Below are 22090 nucleotides of genomic sequence, written 5' to 3'. Positions count from 1 at the left end.
AGCAAGTTGTTATAAAAAAACTACCGTAGCCACAACCACTATGGCTCCAATTATGAAAAACCATTAGACACTACGGTAGCTAAAACTACAGATTATGCAGCATGTCAATATTTCAATTCAACCTTAAAATGACAAGAACATTACAGCTCATTAAGCATTCTTAGGAATCAATATTTTAATTTCTTCTACGTAAAATTAAGTATTCATACTTAATTACAAGCAACAAAAGTAAGTAATCTGTAATTATTACAAGATTAACAATTATGAATAGTCATTTTAAGGATTTATTAAAATCAGACCTTTTTAAGCCTAGTATTAATCAATATATCTTAAAACACTAAAGAACATCATACAAACAATGGAATTAACCTTGTTCTTTTTCAAATTTGTTCACCAAATTAGGAGTTGCTTTATCGGCCATTTTCTGAACCACACGATGCATCCAAATTAAACATACAGCAGACAGTGCCAACATCAATATCCAACAGCTTGACCACAATCCGGTTCCTTCTAACAAATAACCAAATATGATCGGGCAAAAGAAACCACCTAGTCCACCAAGTACACCAACCATACCACCAACAACACCTACTTCTTCAGGGAAATAATCTGGGATATGCTTATAAACCGCAGCCTTACCAATACCCCAAATAGAACCAATAATAATAGCTACTATAGCGAAAATCCACAAGTTCGCTTGAAAGTAAATATGGGTATTACCTTTAGCAATCAATTGTTTCTTTTTAACAACATCACCTTTTTTCACAACCACTTCTTGCCATGATTCTTTAACAGGAAATACATGGAAGCCTTCATTTAAATTTGCAAGCTTATCGGTTTTTGCTATTACTGGGTATTTAACACCTTCTACTTCAATATAATTGGCAGTCACATCAGTAACCGTACCTGAACTTTTGGCCATAATTCCTTTTCCGGCAGCATAAATATCCATTTTTGGTACAATCAAAATCGCGCTAAAAATTAAAGAAGAACCAAGCACCCAATACATCACTTTTCTTGCGCCCACACGATCAGACAACCACCCACCAAAGGCACGAATAATTCCTGAAGGCAAACTAAAGCAAGAGGCTAATATCCCCGCAGTTACTAAATCTAATGCGTATACATTGGTGTAATAAGGCACCAACCAACCAGCAAAGGCTACAAAACAACCAAACACTAAAAAGTAGTATAAACCAAAACGCCACACACGCACACTTTTTAGTGGTGCTAACATGCCTTTTATATTCTTAGTACTTGATGCTGGTTTTTTATTTTTTGTAGTTACAAAGAATATCACTGCCATTAAAACAAGTACTGCAGCATAGATTCTTGGCATGTCTCTCCAACCGTCTAAATTCGTTTTATTATCTGTTAGAAAGTTCAATAGTTTAGGACCTACTAAAGTTGTAATAGCAGCACCCGCATTACCTGCACCGAAAATACCAAGCGCCACGCCTTGTTTTTCCTTAGGAAACCAGATTGATGAAAAGGCAATACCCACAGCAAAACTAGCTCCGGCAATACCAAACCCTAGACTACATAAGGCGAATGCCCAAAAATCATCAGCGTAAGACAATAAAAACATAGGAACTGCACACAGCAACAACAAGCCCGTAAATACTGGCTTCCCCCCTAATTTATCGGTTAAAATACCAGCTGGCAGTCTAAAAATAGCACCCGTTAAAACTGGAATACCTATTAACCAACCAATCTCTACAGCACTCCAAGAAAACACTTGATTATCTACTAAAAAAGTAACTAATATCCCGTTTAGCATCCATGCTGCGAAACAAAAAGTAAAAGCTAAAGTATTTATAAACAGTATTTTATTTGCTCCTTGTGTTGTATTCATTTTCGTTTGTTTTAATAATTTATAGTTAAAAACTATCTATTCAACGAAACAAAATTAAGTATAAATACTTAATTTTAAACACAAAAACTACGTAATTACGTAAAAATATGAGTTTACTAATTTAGAATAAGGAATACTGAAAATATATTAAAAGGAACCCCAAAAACCTGAGTGTTTTAACAAATAAGACAAATCATTAGGCATAAAAAAATCCCGAGATCATCAAAATCTGGGATTTCTATAATTTATTTTTTACTTATAAAGCAGAAGCGCTAAACCAAATCGAACTCTTTAGCCTTATTACTAAGCTCCATTAAGTTTTTAACCTCTAATTTTTTCATCAAATTAAAACGGTGTACTTCGGCGGTACGCTTACTTATTTTTAATTCTTCAGCAATATCTTTATTGTTTTTTAATTGTAGAACGAGTTCAAGAATTTGTTTTTCACGCTTGGTGAGTTTAAAAGGATCTTCTTTAACTTTCTTTTCTTCAACTTCCGCCGTAGTGGTATTTCCGTTTACGAAATTATTCATAATTATGGCAGAAACATCTCCTGTAAAATATTTTCCTCCAGCTGCGACATTATTAAGAGCCTTTAAAAACTCTTCCTTACTCGCTCCCTTTAACAAGTAACCATCAGCGCCTGCCTGAATAGCTTTTAAAACATATTCCTCAGAATCGTGCATAGATAAGACTAAAGTACGCACATCTGAATACCTCTTATTTATCTCACCTACCACCTCGATACCATTCATTTCTGGCATTCTAATATCCACAATTAACACATGTGGCTTATTCTCAGCAATAATCTCTAAAGCTTCTTTTCCATTTGAAGCTTCGGCAATTACTTTTACCCCAGACTGATCCTCTAAAAGTGCTCTAATACCATCTCTAACTAATACATGGTCATCTGCAAGCACTACATTAATAACATCCATAAACTATAATTATAAGTTCAAAAGTAATAAAATTAAGTACAACTACGTATTAAAAATTCCCACGCAGTTAGTTGGTTTTCAACTTCCCTTTAAGCGGAATATTTAAAGTCACTCGAGTGCCTTTTCCTATTTCAGAATTTATAAAGAATCGGCCATCTATATATTTAATACGTTCTCTCATGAAAGTCATTCCCATTCCCCCATCGCCATTTTTAACATTTTTAACCTTATTAGGGTCGAAGCCTTTACCGTTATCATCAATCACAATACTTAAAATATCCTTACTATGTGATAAAGACACTAAAATATGTGAGGTTTCGGCATATTTTATCGCATTATTAATAGCTTCCTGAGTGATTCGGTAGATATTAATTTCGACCAAGGAATCTAAGCGTTGATTAAAATCTGTTTTATTAAAAAGCATAATTTGCTTTCCGGTTAGCTTCGCCAATTCTTGCGTTAACTTCACAATTGCCGGAACAATACCATGATCGGTAAGTTCTGGAGGTGCTAAATTAAAGGTTGCCGTTCTAATACCTTTTATAATATCAGAAGCTAAGGCTTTAAGATTTTCAATTTTTGACGATGCCTTTTCAACATGATTCATGTCAATACTTTCTAGATTATACTTTAACCCGGTTAGCATTTGACCAATACCATCATGCACATCTTTCGCTATTCTATTCTGCTCCTTTTCTTGGTTTTCAATGATTTTACTAGCAATAATTTTTTGCTGGTTCATCTTCTCCTCAAAACTTGCTGTCGTCAGCCTATCTATCTCTAATTGTGCTGCCTTTCTATCGGTGATTTCTGAAGCTATTATGAGTAATTCCGATCGATCTTCGGTTGGACTGTAAGGGATAATAGCCATTTCTAACCAGACATCAAACCTTTCTTTAGTCGTCGCTTTAACTTCACCCTGCCAGCCTGTTTTTTTATGCTTAACAATGAGATCTTCAATAACAATTTGTTCTGATTCTATTGGCGATAAAACCGTCCAAAACAAACCCTTTTCATTTAATTTAGAATAATTAAAAAGCCTCGAAAACTTATTCCCCATATGCACGATATGCCCGTTTTGTAAAATACGTGCAAACAACAAGGTATCATCCATAGCACGACTTAAGGCTCGTAATTCCTTTATAGATTTCTCTTTGGCCAGACTGAGTTCATCAGCATCAAATGCCATTTTTTTAGCACGTTTTTCGGCATACAACAACTCTGAAAGTGTTGATTTTACAGACTTTGCAGCAGGCCAAAAAATTAACAAAAACTCCCCTAATAAAATAATTAAAGTCAAGGCTGTTAACCAGGACTCCAATCTTCTTAGCCAGTTTACTTTTTTCTCTGCTTCCAGATCATATTGATTCACAATATCATCCATCATCAGCAAAAAATCATCTTCGTTATTTTTAACCAATTCAACTTCAGAATTAAAATTTTGCAAATCTAATTCTGGATAAGCTTCAATTTTACTCACAATAGATTGTGAAGCAAAACTAATCTTATCAAAAACAGGGTTAAGCACTGAAAAACGCGCTCGAATTTCATCTGTATTATCTTCTGGAAGCCCTAAACTATCACTTCCATTTTGAAGGGCGTGGTGTGATAACTCCCATAATTTAAGGGTTTCCTTTATTTTATTCTTAATTAAAATACGAGTTTCTACGCTATTTTCGGCTGAAAGCGACACCACGTTTTTCGTGAGTTTCTGACTGAGCATACGCTGTCTCCCAGCTACATTTATAACCGACGAATCCGTTTCCTGATTGGAAAGGTGATTGCGAATAAGAATTTGGCTAACAATTACAGAAACCGCTATGGCACTTAATGCAATAATGTAAAGCCGGCTTAATTTATCAAACGTTCTTTGGTCTAATGAATTTCCGTGCTTCGTCATATATTACATCTTATGAAATTGCTTTTTTTACTAGGGCTAAACCTTTTTCAGAATAAGGCAACTGCAAGGCTGCTTCATGCCCTGCATCCGACATTTTAACCCAGGTTTTTTTAAGAATGTCTATAATTTTTTCGTCACTGTGCTTCTCAGCAAACTCATCATAATAATAGTCTAAGAACACCAAGCAAATGGTATCTTCTAATATTTGAGTTTCTTCATTCTTTTTAATCAATTTTTTATTGATTAACAGGGAAACACGATCAATAAATTGCTGATCATAACCTACCTCCTCTAAAATTTCGGCAGTAATTTCAGCGTGCATTTTCTTTAAAGTTTCTCGCCATTTTAAATAGCCTACACGATCCATAGGATATTCATCTCTAGCAATTTTCCAACGGCAAATATGCTGTGCACGTGCCGCGATTTGAAGGGCTTTAGACGCATTAGGATTAAACTGTAATAACTTCCTAGTCATACGTTGTGAATACAACAATTCCTTAGGGTATTCCATTCCAGCAACCTGGTATGTATTGGTATCTTCTGCGTTCTTTTTATCTATTAAAGCTATGGCTGTTTCAAATCTTGTTGGCTTCATATGTGTATTGTATTACTTTTCATTAATCTGAAAAGCCAATATACACATTTTCTCCTTCAATTTTAACAGGGTAAGTGGCAATAGCATCTAAATCGCCATTTAAGTTTTCGCCATTTTCTAATGAAAAGGTTTTTTTATGAAGCGGACAGGCAACTTTAGGTGTTCCCTTGTCATCACCTATCATACCTCTACTTAAGACCATTTCCATTTTATGCGGACAAACATTTTGGCAGGCGTACCAAGTGTTTGTTCTAGCGAAATTAAACACCGCAATTTGTTTGTCTTTATATTTAACACAAGCACCACCGTCTTTTGCAAAATCGCTAATCTTAGCTGCTTTAAACCAAACGGTTACTTCTTCTAATTTAGTTGTCTTATATGTTTCTAGAACTGCTTCCATGTTTTAATTTTTTAAGCTATTAATTAATTCCACTGTTGTGGCATTTTTTGATCACGCATTGGGACAAAAACTAAGTTATCATCTTCCTCTTCGCTATTTACAAAGTGACTAAAACGTTTCATAGCTTCTGGGTCGTTAACCGCCTGTGTCCATTCGCACTCAAACTTATTCACTAAAGTTTGCATTTCTTCATCTAAATCAGCAACAATACCTAATTTATCATCAATAATAACTTCTCTTAAATAGTCGATACCTCCCTCTAATCGTTCTTGCCAAGCTGCAGTACGTTGTAAAGGTTTTGCTGTACGCATATAAAACATTAAATACCTATCGATATACTTAATTACGGTTTCATTATCTATTTGTTCAGCAAATAACTCAGCGTGACGTGGTGTAGCTCCACCGTTTCCACCCAAGTATAAGTTCCAACCACCTTCAACAGCAATTAAACCAAAATCTTTTCCTCGAGCTTCGGCACATTCACGAATACATCCTGAAACACCACCCTTAATTTTGTGTGGCGCACGTATACCTCTATATCTGTTCTCTAATTCAATACCGAAACTTACACTTTCGTCCATTCCGTAACGACACCATGTAGAACCTACACAAGTTTTTACCGTTCTTAATGACTTACCGTAAGCATGACCACTCTCAAAACCATGATCTATTAATTCCTTCCAAATAATTGGTAATTGACTTAAGGTTGCACCAAATAAATCGATACGAACACCACCAGTTACTTTGGTATATAAGTCATACTTTTTAGCAATTTGACCCAATGCTATTAATTTATCTGGAGTAATTTCACCACCGGGAACACGTGGTACAATAGAATAGGTTCCATTTCTTTGGATATTTGCCATGAACCTATCGTTAGAATCTTGAATAGCATATTCTTTATTAGCTGTATCAGCATTAATACTAGCTAATAACGATGCTACTAAAGGTTTACACAATTCACAACCGTGCCCTCCAGTTCCGTGATTATCTAACACTTCATTAAAGGCTGTATATCCTTTAACTTGAATAATTTTATATAAATCTTGTCTACTTAACTCAAAGTGTTCACAAACCCCTTCTTTAACTTCAATACCTAAAGATTTTAGGGTAGCATTTGTTAAATCGGCAACCATTGGTTTACAACCACCACAACCGGTTCCAGCTTTAGTACAAGATACTACATCTCCAAGGTCGGTAGCTTCACCACTTTCAATAACCCCACAAATTTGTCCTTTTGTAACGCTCTCGCAAGAACAGATTTGAGCTTCATCAGGCAAGTCCATGACATCTCCAAAAGAAGCACCTCCTTCACCAGCAGGTAAAATTAATTGTGCTGGATCTTCAGGAATTTTCATGCCGTTCAGATAAATTTGATGCAACATACTATAATCTGACGCATCACCAACAAGAATACCACCTAGCAAAGATTTGCCATCTAAACTAACATTAATTCTTTTATATAAATGTTGTGTTTTATTTTCAAAAATAATAGAGTGTCCTTTTGAAGCTGGCATAAAAGGTTCACCAAAACTCGCTACATCTACTCCAATTAATTTTAATTTAGTAGACATATCAATTTCTTCTGGCATCAAGCTTTCTGCTTCACCTATAATTTGATCTACAGCAACACCCGCCATATCATAACCAGGAGCCACCAAACCGTATATCATTTGGTTATACAAAGCAATCTCTCCAATGGCGTAAATATTCTCGTCTGAAGTCTGCATTTTATTATCCACAACAATACCGCCGCGAACACCCATCTCCAGTCCACAAGTTTTTCCCAGCTCATCTCTTGGACGAATACCTGCTGAAATAATCAACATATCGACATCCAACACATCATCCTCACCAAATTCCATTGCTGTGATCGCCTTATTACCTAAAATTTGATTAGTCGCTTTACTTAAGTGGATGTTCAATCCAATAGACTCAAGTTTTAATTTTAAAACCTGACTACTTCTTGAATCTAACTGTCTTGGCATTAACTTATTAGCAAACTCTACAATATGAGGTTCTAGCCCCATATCCATAACTGCTTTACCGGCCTCTAAACCCAATAATCCACCACCTAAAACAGCTGCCTTAGCACCCGGATTGGTTTCTTTAAGTTTAGCCGCATAAGCCAACATGCCTTCTAAATCTTCAATCGTTCTATATACAAAAACACCTTCTTTCTCAACACCTTTAATTGGAGGCACAAAGGCAGAAGACCCTGTAGCAAGAACTAAATAATCGTATGAAAACTCACGATCTTTAACCGTTGTTATTGTTTTACTATCTCTATGAATATCGGTAACCAGTTCACTAGTAATTAATTCTATACCGTTTTCCTCGTACCACTCCCTAGGAGCCATTTCTAATGCCTTAGCATCTTGATTTTCAAAATATTCACTTAAATGAACTCGGTCATAAGCTGGTCTAGGTTCTTCACCAAAAACAGTGACTTTAAAATCTTTAGCTTCTGCTTTCGCTACAAATTTTTCACAAAACTTGTAACCAACCATTCCATTTCCAACAACAATAATTTGTTTCATAATTACGTATTTGAAAACAAAACTAAGTATTTATACTTATTTTCAACTACGTTTTTCTAAGAATTTTTAGCAAATGGCTGATTATTGCCGATTTCTCAAATTGAATTAAGATATATTGCTTATTACAAAAATTAAAGGATTAGTTTTAATGAAATTCTAAACAGGCTCTATGGTAACAGCTATACTCTTAGATGCGGGCGTTTTGGCTGTATGAGCAAAATGATCTAAAGGGACCAAAGCATTGGTTTCTGGAAAATACGTAGCACAGCAATTTTTAGGAATATCGTAACTTATAACCTTAAAACTACGTACTTTTCGAGTGACACCATTAAATTCCGACTTTAAATGAACCACTTGATGTTCGGCCAAACCTCTAGCTTTCATATCTTCACGATTCATAAAAACCACACGTCTTTCATTAAAAACCCCGCGGTAGCGATCATCTAAACCGTAAATGGTGGTATTAAATTGATCGTGACTACGTATAGTCATCATCACTAATTCATCATTTTTTAATTTCCATTTTGGCATTTTATTGATTGAAAAGTTAGCTTTTCCTGTTTTGGTCTTGAATTTTCTAAAACGTGCTCCGTTTGGCAAGTAAAAACCAGAAGGATTTTCTAAGCGTTTATTATAGTTTTCGAACCCCGAAACCACCTCTTCGATATCGTCTCTTACCAGGTTGTAATCGTCTTTATAATCTAACCAATTGATTTTTGAACGTGTTTTTAAGGTGGCATGTGCGACCCCACAAACTACTGCGACTTCACTAAGGATATCTTTTGAGCAAGGCTCCAACACACCTTTTGTTGAAGATACTACCCCCATAGAATTCTCCACACTTTGTTTTTGTAGACCCGACTTCTGATAGTCTTTTTCGGTTCTTCCCAAACACGGAAAAATTAAAGCTTCCTTTCCGGTTACTAAATGCGAGCGATTTAATTTGGTACTCACATGCACGGTTAGATTGCAATTAGATAACGCTTTCGCGGAATACACCGTATCTGGAACTGCCGAAATGAAATTACCCCCCAAACCAAAAAACACCTTAGCCTTTTTCTCGTACATCGCTTTTATCGAATCAATAACTGAAAAACCATGTGCCGTTTTTGGCTTAAAACCATATTTAGTTTCAATTTTATCTAAAAAGGCTTGTGGTGCGGCTTCCCAAATACCAACCGTTCTATCGCCTTGAACATTAGAATGCCCACGAACTGGACAGGTACCCGAGCCTTCCTTTCCAATACTTCCCTTAAGAAGTAATAAATTGACAACTTCGCGAATATTATCTACGGCATTTTCATGTTGAGTTAAGCCCATGGCCCAACAAATGATGATTTTATCTTTATTGAGAATCAATTCATAAACTTGTTCGAAAATCGCCATGGAAACGCCCGAAGCCTTTAAACAAGCATCAAAATTATAAGTTTTTAAGTCAGCGATAAACGCCTCATAACCATGTGTAAATTCATTTATAAAATCTTTATCAAATACCCCTCCCTTTTGTTCTTCCTCGGCTAATAATTTTAGAAGAATGGCCTTAAAAAAAGCCACATCACCATTAATAGTGATTGGCACAAAAACATCTGCTATTTGCGTACCCCCGAATAATAATTTTAAAGGATTTTGAGGGTCTGTAAATTTAATTAGCCCAGCTTCAGGTAACGGATTTATGGCGATCACTTTACCTCCATTATATTTACATTTTTCAAGAGCCGAAAGCATTCTGGGATGGTTGGTTCCTGGATTTTGCCCAACAACCAAAACCAATTCTGTTTTATATAAGTCATCTAAAGTTACAGAGCCTTTTCCAATACCTAAGGTTTCAGACAAGGCGCTTCCGCTGGCTTCATGACACATATTAGAACAATCAGGTAAATTAGAAGTACCATACTCACGAACAAACAATTGATATAAAAAAGCGGCTTCGTTTGTAGTTCTTCCCGAGGTATAAAAAACAGCCTCATCGGGGGAATCTAAAGCGTTTAAGTGCGCTCCAACTTTCTCAAAAGCGTCATCCCAAGAAATGGCCGAATAATGTGTGGCTCCTTCAGCAAGAAACATAGGCTGTGCCAAACGTCCCGATTTACCTATTTCAAAATCAGTCCAACTTGCCAATTCATCTACGCTATATTTTGAAAAAAAAACGGCACTAATCGTTTTATTTTGAGCTTCTTCTGCGATGGCTTTTATACCATTTTCACAAAACTCTCCTAAAGAAGATCGTTCATCGTCTGGATCGGGCCAGGCACACCCCGGACAATCAAAACCACCTTTTTGATTCATTTTGCGCGTTAATACGAAAGCATCCGTAAACTTCATATACTTAGAAGTCTGTTGAAGCGTTGCGAAAATGCCTCCAAAACCTACGCTATCTACAGCTGGCTTGGTCGTTTTTAAGTCTTCAAAATTTTCTGGTGTTATTGATTTTTCTTCCGCAGATGAACTCATAATTAATATTTTATTATTCTCAAATATCGTCTTTTTAAATTAAAAAAATGACAAATAAAACTGCTATCCCTTCCAATTATTTATAATGACTAGGAATGACACCAGCATATTTTTTAAAAGTACGGTTAAAATGACTCGCATCTACAAAACCAAGTTTATTAGCCACCTCAGTAATACTTAAACGTGATTGCTTCAATAAACGTTCTGCCATTTTTATTTTTGTTTGCATCACATAGTATTGAATAGAAATGCCTGCATGCTTTTTTATAAAGAGACTCACATAGTTTGGCGACATGAAAAAGGTTTCGGCAATGGACTTGATTTTAATGCGGTCTTTGTTTAAAATATTTTGCCTGATGTAGGTTAAAATATTCTCTATTTTTTCTTCATCGGAAAGCGTTTCTGAAGGTTTAACTTCTACAGTTGATTTTAAATTTCTAGATAAAATGATAAGAAGAGCTCCAAACAATTCGGTTAAAACATTTCTGTTATACACCAAACCTTTTGCCAGTTCACTTTTTATCAAATGATATAAACCTAAAAGTTGTGCTTTATCAGATTCATAGTGCACAATACTTTCAGCAATAATATTGGAATGAAAAATAACGGTTTCAATGTTTTTTCGCCAATAGGCACTTGCTGAAAATGAAGATTTTTCTAGAAATAATTGTTCTGTAAATTTAATAATTCCAAAAGTTGATGGCTCAGAAATAACAAACTCATGTTCATCTTTAGGCGTTAATAAAAAAATATCTCCTGTTTTATACGGTACCACACTTTCATTTAATAAATGCTGTCCTGAACCTTTCAATACATAAGTCAATTCAAAAAAATTATGCCTATGCCTAGGGTAACCCCATTCATTTACCGCTTCAAACTCTAAAACATCTAAATCTTTAGTAATAAAAAACCGTTTCGACATATCAAACTCACATTTATACAAATATAACATGAATTAATACAACAAAACAGCTTTACTTATGCTTTAATTTTGTTCTGTATTTAAATCTAACATCATGATTACCAAAGAAGACATATTAAAAGCCTATCAATTTAGACACGCTTGTAAAATTTTCGACACATCGAAAAAAATTAACGATTCTGATATGGCTTTCATTTTAGATACAGGCCTATTATCACCAAGCTCATTTGGTTTTGAACCTTGGCACTTTGTAGTCGTTCAAAATCCAGAATTAAGAACAAAGTTAAAAGAAAGCGCTTGGGGAGCCACAGCAAAATTAGATACCGCAAGCCATTTTGTTCTAGGATTAACCATGAAAGCGCCGTTAACAAAATATAACAGCTCATACATTAAAAATTTTATGCGAGATGTTCAAAAATTACCTCAAAATGTAATAGAGCAAAAAGGTGAGGCATACAAAGCTTTTCAAAAAAGTGATTTCGACCTCTCCAATGACCGCAAACTTTTTGATTGGGCGTCAAAACAATGCTACATTCCCTTAGCCAATATGATGACAAGCGCTGCTATGATTGGTATAGACTCCTGCCCTATTGAAGGTTTCAATAAATTGGTTAGTGAAAACATATTAAAAGAAGACTTAAATATAGACACCAATTTATACGGTCTATCTTATATGGTTGCATTTGGCTACCGCGTCAATGAGCCAAGACCAAAAACACGAAGAAACCTAAATCAAATTGTTACTTATAAATAACAAATCATGAAAAAGACAACACTATTTACTGGTTTTATATTCCTAGTACTTGCGTTAAACTTTACTGCTTGTAAACAAAAAGAAAATAAAGATAATGCTATGAAAGATTCTAATAAAAAAACAGCATTACATTGGCCTAACGAAGCACAACTGGTCATTTCATTTTCTATGCAATTTGAAACAGGAGGCCAACCGGAGGGCGCTGAAAGTCCGTTTTCTGGAAACCCTTTACCTACAGGAAACCCTGATATGCCCGCAGAAAGCTGGTTTAGATACGGTGCTAAAGAAGGAATTTATAGAATGCTTGATTTATGGAAAAAACATGACATTCACGTCACCTCACATGTGGTTGGTGAAGCCGCTATAAAATACCCCGAAGTTGCTAAAGCCATTGCTAGTGGCGGACATGAAATAGCCGCCCATGGCATATCATGGAGCGATCAATGGAATATGGACTATCAAGAAGAATTAAATTTCATAAAAAAAGGCATTGATACCGTAGAAGCCATTACTGGTCAGCGTGGTGTTGGCTACAACGCCAATTGGTTAAGACGCGGCCCAAATACCCTAAAAGTTTTACAAGACTTGGATTTTCTATACCACATTGATGATTTAAGCCGAGACGAGCCTTTTATCACTAAAGTACGCGGTAAAAACTTCGTGGTGATGCCTTACACACTAAGAAATAACGACATTGTAAATATTGAAGGTAAGCAATGGAGTCCGGACCAATTTTTAGCGCAGTTAAAGGCAGAATTTGACCAGTTATATGAAGAAGGTGCTACAAAAAGACGCATGATGAGTGTTAGTCTGCATGATCGCATAGGCGGTGCTCCATCCATCATAAATGCGGTTAATAAGTTTATAGAATACGCAAAAACTCATAAAGGCGTGGTTTTTATGCGTAAAGATCACATTGCTAACATGATTAAAGACGAACCCAATACACCAATTGATAATTCTGAAGCGATTTATAATGAAAATTAAATAATTTCAAGGAATTAGAATCCAATCATTATTGTTAACTTAGAAAGGAATTTTAAAATTTAACAAAATATGGACAACAAAAAAAGTACTCAATAGCACTAATTATTATTCGAGTTATTTATTTAGCATATGAAGCTTATATCGATTTTGTTTGGGCTCCTAAAGAAGTTGGAGCTGTAATAAGAGCCGATTTATACCTAATATAGCCTGTACTATTAATTGTAACTGGTATTTTATTGTATAAAATTTTTAAAAAGAAATAATATGTCACAAAATACAGATCTATTCTCAACCTATCATTTAGGAGTATTAGATCTTAAAAATCGTTTTTTAATGGCTCCCATGACGCGCTCTAGAGCCACCCAACCGGGTGATATTCCCAATACTCTAATGGCAGAATATTATGGGCAACGCGCTTCCGCCGGTATCATAATTACAGAAGCCACACAGGTTTCATTACAAGGCAAAGGTTATGCCAATACCCCAGGAATTTACACTAAAGAACAAATTGAAGGTTGGAAATTAATCACCGATGAAGTCCATAAAAAAGGAAGTAAAATATTTTTACAATTATGGCATGTAGGACGGGTTTCTAGTTCTAAAGTGAATGGTTTACAGCCTATAGCGCCTTCGGAAAAAATAGCTAAAGAAACCAATGTATATATTTTTGACGGTGCTCCCAACGGTGATGCTACATTTATTCCCGTGGAAACTCCACGTGAAATGACTAAAGCAGACATTAAGCAGGTTATTGAAGAATTTCGAACGGGGGCAAAAAATGCCATTGAAGCCGGTTTTGACGGCGTTGAAATTCATGGCGCAAACGGTTATTTAATAGATGAGTTTTTAAGAAGTAATTCTAATCAAAGAACTGATGAATATGGAGGCAACAAAGAAAACAGAACGCGTTTATTAACGGAAATCACCGAAGCTGTAGCCATAGAAGTTGGTAAAGAAAAAACAGGCGTGCGTTTATCACCTTTTATCAGTTTTAAAGACATGAACGACCCTGAAATTCTAGAAACTATCATGGTTGCTTCTCAAGCTTTAGAAAAAATAGGCATTACCTACATTCACCTTTGTGAAGCCGATTGGGATGACGCTCCTGAAATCCCAAATGATTTTAGAACGGAATTACGTGAAACTTTCAGCAACACCATTATAGCCACTGGTAACAAAACACCAGAACAGGCCAACAGCTTATTAAAAAACAACCTCGTTGATTTGGTGGGCTTTGGAAGAAAATTTTTAACCAACCCAGATTATCCAGAGCGCGTTAAGCAACACGCTCAAATGAATGATATTAGCGACACCCATACCTTATTTGGAGGTGGTGGCGCTAGAGGTTATACCGATTATTCATTTTTATAAACTCCAAAGCACGGCACTCATTATAATAAATATTCTTTTTAGAAATAAACCCAACATGACCGCCATATTTAGGCATTTCCAAATGCAGGAAATCATTTTCCTTAGCCTCTTTTACGGGGTAGCATTCGTGTGAAAGAAAGGAATCGTTAAGTGCATTTATAATGAGCGTTGGTGTTTTTATATAAGGAAGAAACTGCAAACTACTGGATAGCTTGTAATATTCTAATCCGTCTTTAAAGCCATGAGCTTGTGAGGTGTAAACATTGTCAAAATCGTATAACGACTTGATATTCTCGATGGTTTCCAGACTCAATTCGTCTTCAAAATGTTTTTGTTTATTTTTTAATGAAACTGAAAGATGCCTTAAAAACCGATCATGAAATAATTTATTCTTAAAGGTATGTAACTCTCTTGCCGATCCTTGTAAAAAACACGGCGCCGAAACAGCTACTGCCGCCTTGATTTCTTTAGGTACATCAGTACGTTCGCCCAAATATTTCAAAATAATATTAGCACCTAAACTGATACCTTTTAAATAGATTTCGGTATAATCTTTCTCTTTTAAAACATGATTAATGACTTCCTCTAAATCTTCTGTAGCTCCAGAGTGGTAGCTTCTATATTTTAAGTTGGTTTCCCCGCTACAACCTCTAAAATTTACACAAACCGCATCAACCCCATGTTCATTAAATAACTTCGCTGTTCCTGTCATATAAGGACGCTTTCCGTTACCTTCTAAACCGTGCAGTAAAATGATGAGTTTATTGGTTTTTTCTTCGGAATAACTCCAATCTAAATCCAAAAAATCGCCATCACTAAGCGTGATACGTTCACGTTTTTGTTCTAAATCTACACGACGTACTAGTCCTGAATACACCGTAGAAACAAAGCCGTTGCGGAATAGGAAGAAAGGCTTGTATGTGGAATCTATAATTGGCATTGTTGTCGGTTAATAGTTATTGGTTATTGGTTAAAAATAAAATTTCCACTAGTTTTAAGCCATTTCATTGTTAACTTTAAACTGCAAGCAATGAACCCCTGCATCTTTGGGTCCTTTTAACTCTGTAACTTCAACACCCATTGATGCTAGCTTAAAACCTAAAGATTCCTCCTCTCCTCGGACTGACAACTCTTTATCGTTGTTGTATAAGATTAGTTGCGTGTTTTAAGCACTAAAGTTAGCAAATAAATCACAGAAAGAAAGTCCGCGAGGACTTTCGTAAGTAGGCTAAAACCAGCAATTAATTTTATACGGTGTTGTAGGTAGTTATTCTTTGTCTAATTCCAAATAATAAAGTTTTGCTGCCTCTTGAATTTCGTCATCTAAACTATCATCAAGTGCATATGAATATAATACCCATTTGTCATTTGGCTTATAGAACTTAAAAATAAATCGAATAGGTTGTCTGTCATATTTTATAAGATAAGAATATAATTCAAAGCTTTCAGCAAATTTTTTCTTAGTGATTATTTCATATCCATAATATTTTCCCATATAACTTTCTGTGAAGCCATTAACTGTTCCAATAATCTTATCAATGTCATCTTTTATTCTTTCAGTCCATTTATTGGTTTCATATAATTCCTTTACAGCTTTTCCTGCATCTTTTTTATAAGTCGCAAAAAAGGTGTCAATAAGATCCTGAGGACTGGATTGAGCAAATAAGTTTCCTGATATTGAAATCAACAATACAATTAATAGTTTTTTCATAGTTTTTCTTTCTTTTTATGGGTTCTATATAATTACCTACAACATGTTTATAAATCAAGTTTTAATTGCAAACTCTGAAACTTTAAACCTATTAACTAAAAACCTCCAAATCAACAAACTTAAAACCAGTGCCATCAAAAAGCCCTTTATCACTTAATTTCAATGATGGAATAACGAGCAAAGCCATGAAAGACAGCGTCATATATGGTGCTTTTAAAGTACTACCTAATGTTTTTGCCATTTCGTCGAGTTCCGCGTAAGCGTTCCCGATGGTTTCGCCGTCTTGATCGCTCATAATTCCGGCTACGGGTAGCGGAACTATTTTTTCTTCGGAAGTAGACACCGCACAAACACCGCCTTTATGTTTAATAATTAAATTCACTGCTTTACAAATCGCTTCATCGCTTACACCTACCACCACAATATTATGCGAATCATGTCCTACCGAAGCCGCAATAGCTCCTTCTTTCAAACCAAAATTCTTGATAAAAGCTAGGGCTGGCGGCTGATTTTGATAACGGTTTACCACAGCCATTTTAAGAATATCCGTTTCTGTATTTGAAACTAAATTTCCATTTTCAATGGTTGCTTTTTCAATTATCGCGTTTGTGATTAACTGGCCTTCTAAAGCTTCTATAACTCGGATTTCTTTAGCAGAAGAAGGAATTTTAAATTCAGAAACTGTTTTAGCATCACAATGGAAATTATTCAGGTTTTCAAAAGCAACGGTTGGCATTAAGGATTTTCCTTGGTCAAAAACCAGCTCACCATTGATGTAGGTTTGAAGGGTTCTAAATTCAGATAAATCCTCAAGCACAATAAAATCGGCGGCATCTCCAACTTTTAGTTGTCCCACGTCCAAATTATAATGCTTCACCGGATTTAAACATGCCATTTGCAAGACTTTAAACAAATCCACACCCTTTTTAACGGCTCTCGCACACAATTGGTTGATATGTCCGATAAGCAAATCGTCTGGATGTTTATCATCACTACAAAACATCATATTTTCAAAATGCTCTGGCGCTAAACCGATTAAAGCTTCAAAGTTTTTGGCGGCACTCCCCTCTCTAATCAAGATTTTCATGCCCTTTTGAAGTTTCTCTTGACCTTCCTCGAAAGTAAAACTTTCATGGTCGGTATAAATCCCTGCACTTATGTATTTATCGAGTTTTTCACCAACTACTCCTGGTGCGTGACCATCCACAGGTTTGTTATAATGTTTTGCCCAAGCTATTTTTTTCAGCACTTCGTCGTCGTCAAAAATAACCCCAGGGTAATTCATCATTTCCGCTAGGTATTTGATGTCGTCAGACTCTAAAAGTGTTTTAATGTCATCGGAATTAATAGTTGCTCCGGCAGACTCAAAAGTAGTTGCGGGTACACAGGATGGCGCACCAAAATTGAATTTAAAAGGTACTTTTTTACCGTTTTCAATCATGAATTTCACGCCTTCAACGCCTAAAACATTAGCAATTTCATGCGGGTCGGAAACCGTGGCCACCGTACCATGAACCACCGCCATTTTAGCGAATTCGCTAGGCACAAGCATTGAACTTTCTATGTGAATATGAGCATCTACAAAACCAGGCAGGATATAATTTGTGGCGTCGTGGTCTTTTTCATTAATAGAAACTATTTGACCTCCTTCAACACTTATTTCTCCTTTGTAAATCCGCTTGTTTTCTATATCAACAATTTGTCCTTGTAGTTTCAAAATGCTTTGCTTTTTAGTTTCTATTAATTGCACTTATTTTTGGTCATACCGAACTCGGTTTGGTGACGCATAACTTCTTTGATGTCATTCCGAGGAATCGAGGAATCTCATATTTCGAGGAAAAGATTCTTCAGTCGTACCTCCTTCTGAATGACAAATCATAACTTTTCTAAAACCTCTATTTTTAATATTCTTTCAGTTTCTGGCGTCACTTTAAAACGATTATCTGCACGCCTGTTAATCACCCAAACAATGTCTTCTCCAGAACATAATAACCATGTATTTTCTTTATCTAAAAGCGATAATTTTTCATCTTTAAAATACTTACTCAACTTCTTTTTACCAGCCATCCCTAATGGATAAAACACATCACCCTCTTGCTTTTTACGTAGTGTTAAAGGGAATTTCAAAAGTGCTTTATCTATATAAATACAGTTGGTAGGCGTTTCTGAAATCTCTTCTACTTCAGAAAAAATCAGGGTTCCTAATGCGGTTTCCACCTTTTTATCGGCTTCTGAAATTTGAATAGCCACTTCGGTTTCAGATTTCATTTCACTCAAGAGTAAATGCTCGCGGTTTTTCAATAAGCGGTACTGGTTGGAATAAATTTGTTTCCCTGTTTCGGCATCCAAAAGGTGTAGCACATCATCCCATTCTGTAAACCCGAATGCCTTAAAAGCCTCATACAAATAAGGTTTTGGGTTATCTTTTTGTTTGAATTCTGAAATTTTAAACTTCACAATTCCGTTCTCAATGCTTTCAATACTTTTATTCAAAAAGCCATCGACGGCTTCTTCAACAATCACTGCAGTGCCTTGTAAATTGTTCAAGGTATTATCGAAACTCTTTAGTAAACTGGGGTTGATTTCTTTTAAAATCGGAATCACCTCATGACGTAACTTATTTCGCAGATATTTCACCGATTTATTGCTGCTATCATCCCGCCACTTAATGTTATTTTCTTTGGCAAAAGCTTCAATGTTTTCACTTGAAAATGGTAATAACGGACGCACAAACTTACCGTTGACTTCCGGAATTCCAGTTAGACCTTCAAGCCCTGTTCCTCGTGTAAAATTGATTAAAAAAGTCTCCAGGTTATCATCGGCATGGTGAGCTGTTAAAATATAATCGTAGTTTAATTGCTTAGACAACTCGTCAAACCAATTATAACGTAATTCTCGAGCAGCCATTTGAATGGAACACTTCTGGTCGCGACTGTATTGTTCGGTATCAAAATGCTGTACAAAACACTCTACATTTAGTGTTTCCGCAAGGTTTTTAACAAAAGCTTCATCGGCGTCACTTTCATCGCCTCTTAAATTAAAATTGCAGTGTGCTAAGGCAATATTCAAGTTTAATTGTGCACATAAATGCGTTAAAACCACGCTATCAATTCCCCCAGAAATGGCGATAAGCAGCTTCCCGGTGTTTAAAAAAATTAGATGGTTTTCAATATGAGATTTGAGTGTATTCAGCATGATTTCAAAGATACAAATTTACACTTTGCTGTGTTTTTTATTTCATGGTTTAATCGTGTGGTCGCCATAAACCGGAACGTCATGCTGAACTCGTTTCAGCATCACATCACCTTAAGTTTTTCAAAAGAAATAGCTCTATTAATCCTCCAAAGCCAAACGCATGGCTTTAGCTTTAATGAGACACTCTTCGTACTCTTTTAGCGGATTACTTTTTGCTGTAATAGCGCTACCCACCGAGTAAGACACGTATTTTTTAGTGGCGTTGTAAAGAATACTTCTAATGACCACATTAAAATCAAAATCATTGTTAGGTGTAAAATAACCAATCGCCCCAGAGTACACGCCACGTTTGGTTTCCTCAAGGTTTTCAATGATTTTCATAGCCGAAATTTTAGGCGCTCCTGTCATGCTTCCCATTGGAAATGTGCTTTTTATAATATCAACCGGATGCGTCGAAACTTCAACCCTTGATGTCACCGTAGAAATCATTTGGTGCACCTGTTTGAACGTATAAATCTTACACAATTCTTCTACTTGAACACTACCTTTTATGGCTGTTTTCGATAAATCGTTACGTACTAAATCAACAATCATAATATTTTCACTACGCTCCTTTTCATCTTTAGCCAAATCAATTTTTAGCTGTTCGTCTTTTTCTGAATTTCTAGAGCGTTTGGCCGTGCCTTTTATAGGTTCAGAAATCACACGGGTGCCTTCTTTTTTCAGATAGCGCTCGGGCGAAGCACTTATCACAAACTTTTCCCCGAATTTCAAAAAAGTCGCAAATGGGGGTTTCGAAATATGATTCAACCTATTATAAGTAAGGAGTGGATTGATTACCGTATTTTCCGCATAAAATTCCTGACAAAAGTTGGCTTCATAAATCGCACCATGCTGAATGTGATTGAGCATGGTATTTACCTTCTCGCAATAAGCATCTTTATGAATGCGGAGTTTTATTTTTAGGTCTTCAGAAGGGGTTTCTATAATATTTTCTTCGGAAGTGTTTATCATTTCAATATCAGCTTCCAATTCATCATCAACACCATTTAAATACTGAATTTCAACACGATTGCCTTTAAAAACAAAAAGCTTTTTCGGCTGAAAAAAGAATAAATCCGGAAACCCTAAACCATCATGGTTTTCAGATTTTAAAACTTCCACATCATTTTTTAAATCGTATGTCAAATAACCAAAAATCCAGTCTTTGGTTTGCGACTGGTATTCTTTTAGCTTTTCAAAACCATCAAAATAATCGTTTTGTATACTCGTGAAAGCATCTACCGCTAAAACCGCATCATAACTGCTGTTATTTTGAGCATAATCATTAGAGTCTAACCACACCACATCATCATATTGCTGACTCCAAAGCAGCGCTTTTTCCTTAAACTGCTGAATATCTTCTGGGTTATGATTTTGTTTTGTTCTCAAGCTTGAAATTTAGACCGTAAAGTTAATTAGAATACTTAAAACATAGCAAGTTTTGTATCTTAGATTAAAATTTCCTTTGATGTTTACTTTAGAAAACGATTTACTCAAAATAGCCGTTAAAAAAATAGGCGCCGAATTATGCCAAATACAATCTAAAAAACATGATACCCAATTTATGTGGGACGCCAATCCTGATGTTTGGGGGAGTTATGCTCCAAATTTATTTCCTATTATCGGTGCTTTAAAAGAGAACTCTTATCACTTTGAAGGTGAAACATACAGCCTTCCGAAGCATGGTATCATTAGAAACAATCCTAATATTGAACTCCATGAACAAAGTAAAAACAGTTTAACTTTTAAGCTGAGATATAACGAAGACACTTTAAAAGTTTATCCTTTTAAATTTGAATTCTATTTAAGTTACACCCTCGAAAATTCGACATTAACCTTAACACACAGCGTTAAAAACGAAGATTCAAAAATCATGTATTTTTCATTAGGCGGTCATCCCGCTTTTAAATGTCCGGTTTATGCCGATGAAAATTACGAAGACTACCAACTTGAATTTGAACACCAAGAAAATTCTAGCACCCACCTCATAAACATGGAAAACGGTTTAATTTCTTCTGAAACCAAATCTATTTTCAGTGCTAGTAAAACCTTAGCACTAACCCATGATTTATTTAATGCCGATGCGCTTGTTTTTAAAGATTTAAAATCAAAAAAGGTCACTTTAAAAAGTAAAAAACATGGAAACATTTTATCGGTTTCCTATCACGATTTTCCTTATTTAGGCATTTGGGCCAAACCAACGGGCGACTATGTGTGTATTGAACCTTGGCTAGGCATTGCCGATGCTGAAAACACCAATCAAAACCTCAAAACCAAGGAAGGCATTTTAAGCTTAGCGCCTAACAAAACCTTTACCGCACGTTATACCATTGAAATAGACGAAAAGCATTTAAGCTAAATAGAATAATAAACGTAACTTTGCCAGCAAAATAGCATACCAGAACTTGCTTCTATATAGTAGTAAGTCA

Annotated in this window: 17 protein-coding genes; 4 read left to right on the top strand and 13 right to left on the bottom strand. The window is 35.6% G+C overall.

Going from position 1 to position 22090, the window contains the following annotated elements; translation table 11 throughout:
- Positions 1-364: 364 nt before the first annotated feature.
- The 8 genes from F6U93_RS12160 to F6U93_RS12125 form a co-directional block, all read right to left on the bottom strand.
- Positions 365-1855 carry an MFS transporter gene (locus F6U93_RS12160; protein WP_150940187.1) on the bottom strand — a complete coding sequence of 497 codons (1491 nt, stop codon included), beginning with the start codon at positions 1853-1855 and terminating at the stop codon, positions 365-367.
- A 272-nt stretch (positions 1856-2127) separates the two neighbouring features.
- Positions 2128-2793 (bottom strand): response regulator transcription factor, encoded by a 666-nt coding sequence (locus F6U93_RS12155; protein ID WP_150940185.1) that lies wholly within the window; start codon positions 2791-2793, stop codon positions 2128-2130.
- Between the two features lie 67 nt (positions 2794-2860).
- Positions 2861-4693: a sensor histidine kinase gene (locus F6U93_RS12150; protein ID WP_150940182.1), complete on the bottom strand. Its 1833-nt coding sequence runs from the start codon at positions 4691-4693 to the stop codon at positions 2861-2863.
- 10 nt (positions 4694-4703) lie between these two features.
- Positions 4704-5288: a DUF4202 domain-containing protein gene (locus tag F6U93_RS12145; protein WP_150940180.1), complete on the bottom strand. Its 585-nt coding sequence runs from the start codon at positions 5286-5288 to the stop codon at positions 4704-4706.
- Between the two features lie 22 nt (positions 5289-5310).
- Positions 5311-5688, bottom strand: coding sequence for a nitrite reductase small subunit NirD (gene nirD / locus F6U93_RS12140; protein WP_150940178.1), 378 nt, complete (start codon positions 5686-5688; stop codon positions 5311-5313).
- A gap of 23 nt (positions 5689-5711) precedes the next feature.
- The gene (gene nirB / locus F6U93_RS12135) at positions 5712-8228 is read right to left on the bottom strand and encodes a nitrite reductase large subunit NirB (RefSeq protein ID WP_150940176.1); all 2517 of its coding nucleotides are present in this window, start codon (positions 8226-8228) and stop codon (positions 5712-5714) included.
- 156 nt (positions 8229-8384) lie between these two features.
- Positions 8385-10679 carry an FdhF/YdeP family oxidoreductase gene (locus tag F6U93_RS12130; RefSeq protein ID WP_150940174.1) on the bottom strand — a complete coding sequence of 765 codons (2295 nt, stop codon included), beginning with the start codon at positions 10677-10679 and terminating at the stop codon, positions 8385-8387.
- A 76-nt stretch (positions 10680-10755) separates the two neighbouring features.
- Positions 10756-11601 (bottom strand): helix-turn-helix domain-containing protein, encoded by an 846-nt coding sequence (locus tag F6U93_RS12125; RefSeq protein ID WP_191963509.1) that lies wholly within the window; start codon positions 11599-11601, stop codon positions 10756-10758.
- Positions 11602-11695: 94 nt separating this feature from the next.
- Here F6U93_RS12125 and F6U93_RS12120 point away from each other — a divergent pair, with 94 nt between their 5' ends.
- The 3 genes from F6U93_RS12120 (at position 11696) to F6U93_RS12110 (ending at position 14713) form a co-directional block, all read left to right on the top strand.
- Complete coding sequence (locus tag F6U93_RS12120; protein WP_150940169.1) at positions 11696-12355, top strand: NAD(P)H-dependent oxidoreductase; 660 nt, start codon at positions 11696-11698, stop codon at positions 12353-12355.
- A gap of 6 nt (positions 12356-12361) precedes the next feature.
- A complete protein-coding gene (locus F6U93_RS12115) occupies positions 12362-13342 on the top strand; it encodes a polysaccharide deacetylase family protein (RefSeq protein ID WP_225312686.1) in 981 nt (326 codons plus the stop codon).
- Positions 13343-13606: 264 nt separating this feature from the next.
- A complete protein-coding gene (locus F6U93_RS12110) occupies positions 13607-14713 on the top strand; it encodes an alkene reductase (RefSeq protein ID WP_150940167.1) in 1107 nt (368 codons plus the stop codon).
- Here the strand turns inward: F6U93_RS12110 and F6U93_RS12105 are convergent.
- The 5 genes from F6U93_RS12105 to F6U93_RS12085 form a co-directional block, all read right to left on the bottom strand.
- A complete protein-coding gene (locus F6U93_RS12105) occupies positions 14682-15653 on the bottom strand; it encodes a YheT family hydrolase (RefSeq protein WP_150940165.1) in 972 nt (323 codons plus the stop codon). The genes F6U93_RS12110 and F6U93_RS12105 overlap by 32 nt on opposite strands.
- Positions 15654-15980: 327 nt before the next feature.
- Complete coding sequence (locus tag F6U93_RS12100) at positions 15981-16424, bottom strand: hypothetical protein (RefSeq protein WP_150940163.1); 444 nt, start codon at positions 16422-16424, stop codon at positions 15981-15983.
- A gap of 91 nt (positions 16425-16515) precedes the next feature.
- Positions 16516-18141, bottom strand: a complete 1626-nt coding sequence (gene ade, locus F6U93_RS12095; RefSeq protein WP_150940161.1) for an adenine deaminase — start codon at positions 18139-18141, stop codon at positions 16516-16518.
- A gap of 158 nt (positions 18142-18299) precedes the next feature.
- Complete coding sequence (tilS, locus tag F6U93_RS12090) at positions 18300-19619, bottom strand: tRNA lysidine(34) synthetase TilS (protein WP_150940159.1); 1320 nt, start codon at positions 19617-19619, stop codon at positions 18300-18302.
- 138 nt (positions 19620-19757) lie between these two features.
- Positions 19758-21050 carry an anthranilate synthase component I family protein gene (locus F6U93_RS12085; protein WP_150940157.1) on the bottom strand — a complete coding sequence of 431 codons (1293 nt, stop codon included), beginning with the start codon at positions 21048-21050 and terminating at the stop codon, positions 19758-19760.
- Between the two features lie 79 nt (positions 21051-21129).
- Here F6U93_RS12085 and F6U93_RS12080 point away from each other — a divergent pair, with 79 nt between their 5' ends.
- Positions 21130-22020 (top strand): aldose 1-epimerase family protein, encoded by an 891-nt coding sequence (locus F6U93_RS12080; protein ID WP_191963508.1) that lies wholly within the window; start codon positions 21130-21132, stop codon positions 22018-22020.
- The last annotated feature ends 70 nt before the right edge of the window (positions 22021-22090 follow it).

Origin of the sequence: Pseudotamlana haliotis, from assembly GCF_008806375.1 — a bacterium.
GTDB classification, from domain to species: domain Bacteria; phylum Bacteroidota; class Bacteroidia; order Flavobacteriales; family Flavobacteriaceae; genus Pseudotamlana; species Pseudotamlana haliotis.
Note: the sequence above shows the minus strand (reverse complement) of the source record. Positions and strands in the feature narration are given on the sequence as shown.